The organism is Marinobacter goseongensis, from assembly GCF_023156235.1.
In the GTDB taxonomy this organism is placed as follows: Bacteria; Pseudomonadota; Gammaproteobacteria; order Pseudomonadales; family Oleiphilaceae; genus Marinobacter; species Marinobacter goseongensis.
In genome coordinates this window covers 1-1,639 of sequence record NZ_JAKZAI010000070.1, presented here as the reverse complement: position 1 = coordinate 1,639, position 1,639 = coordinate 1, and the positions used below count along the sequence as shown (strand labels likewise).

2 protein-coding genes are annotated in these 1,639 nt (G+C 55.8%); both read left to right on the top strand.

Annotated features, from left to right (window positions below):
- A partial coding sequence (locus MLC70_RS18360) for a multicopper oxidase domain-containing protein (protein ID WP_248185975.1) occupies positions 1–887 on the top strand: 887 nt, incomplete at its 5' end.
- Positions 884–1,633, top strand: a complete 750-nt coding sequence (locus tag MLC70_RS18355; RefSeq protein ID WP_248185972.1) for a copper resistance protein B — start codon at positions 884–886, stop codon at positions 1,631–1,633. The genes MLC70_RS18360 and MLC70_RS18355, both read left to right, overlap by 4 nt.
- Positions 1,634–1,639 lie beyond the last annotated feature (6 nt).

Genomic DNA, 1,639 nt, shown 5'->3' with positions numbered 1-1,639 from the left:
AGCAGGCCTACACCATTTTTGCTGAATCCATGGGGCGGTCCGGCTATGCCAGGGCAACGTTGGCCCCCGAAGAGGGTATGGAAGCGGCCGTGCCGCAACTGCGCGAACCGGCGCGCCTGACCATGGCTGACATGAGCGGTATGGCCGGCATGGACCATGGCAGCATGGCCGGAATGGATCATGGCGACATGAATATGAGCAGCTCAGAGGGGATGGGCGGAATGGATCATTCTTCGATGGAGGGAATGGACCACTCGAATATGAAAGGAATGGATCATTCCAACATGGAAGGCATGGATCACTCTGGTATGTCCGGCATGGATCACGGTTCCATGGCGATGGGTAAAAAAGGGGGGCCAAGCGATCCCTTCTATGCCAAGGGCAGTGGCCTTGTACCTACAGCAGCCAATGGCGGTAAGTTCTTGTCATACGCTGACCTGAAGGCTCAGGATCCGTTGTATGAACTCCGCGAGCCAACCCGCGAAATTGAGCTTCGTTTGACCGGCAATATGGAGCGGTATACCTGGAGCATCAATGGCGTCAAGTACGAAGATGCCGATCCGATTCGCCTCAAATACGGTGAGCGGGTCCGCTTCAAGTTTGTTAACGAAACCATGATGACTCACCCCATGCACCTGCACGGCATGTGGTCCATCCTCGATGTTGGCGCAGGCCAATGGAACCCGATCAAGCACACCGTTAGCGTGAACCCGGGAACTACGGTGTATATGGAAACCGAAGTAGACGAACCCGGCCAGTGGGCATTCCACTGCCACCTGTCCTATCACGCGTCTGCGGGTATGTTCCGCAAGGTGATTGTTGAAGGTGGGCCAGAGTCGACGCAGGCCAAAACAGACGTGGCGGCTGAAGAAGGAGGTGAGGCATGAGTTTTAACCGATCACTTGTTGCGGCCAGTTTCCTTGCCTCTATTGGACTCTCAACGGCGGTGACAGCTCAGGAAATGATCTCCGACACCACCGCTCGGAAACAGCCACTCACAACCTGGGGTGTTCAGTTCGAGGAATTTGAGTACCGCTACAGCGACGATGACGAGGAACTGGGCGTCTGGAATGCGGATGCCTTCTATGGCACCGACGATTTTAAAGTCCGGTTGCTTACAACCGGTGAATACAAGATAGAGGAGCAGGCCTACGAAACACTGGAAAACCAGTTGGTCGGCCAGATCCCCATTTCCAAGTTCTTCGATGCCAAAGCGGGTGTTCGCTTCGACACCCCTGAAGGACCGGATCGCACTTATGCCGTGTTGGGTGTCGCTGGGCTTGCACCGCAATGGTTTGAGATCGATGCAAATCTGTATGTCAGCAAGGATGGCGATACGTCAGCTGAACTGGACGCTGAGTACGAATTGCTGTTCACCAACTACTGGATTCTGGCGGCAACGCTGGATGCCACAGTAGCGTTCAGTGAGGATGAAGAGATCGGCGTCGGCAAGGGATTGGTTTCCACCGAAACCGGCCTCCGGCTCCGCTACGACCTGCTCGACCGTGCGTTCTCGCCTTATGTGGGTGTGGTGCACGAGCGTAAGTATGGCGATAGTGCCGACCTGGCCGAGGCGAGCGGCGGCGGCACAGAAGATTGGTTTGCCGTAATCGGCGCTCGAATCGCATTCTGATGCTGA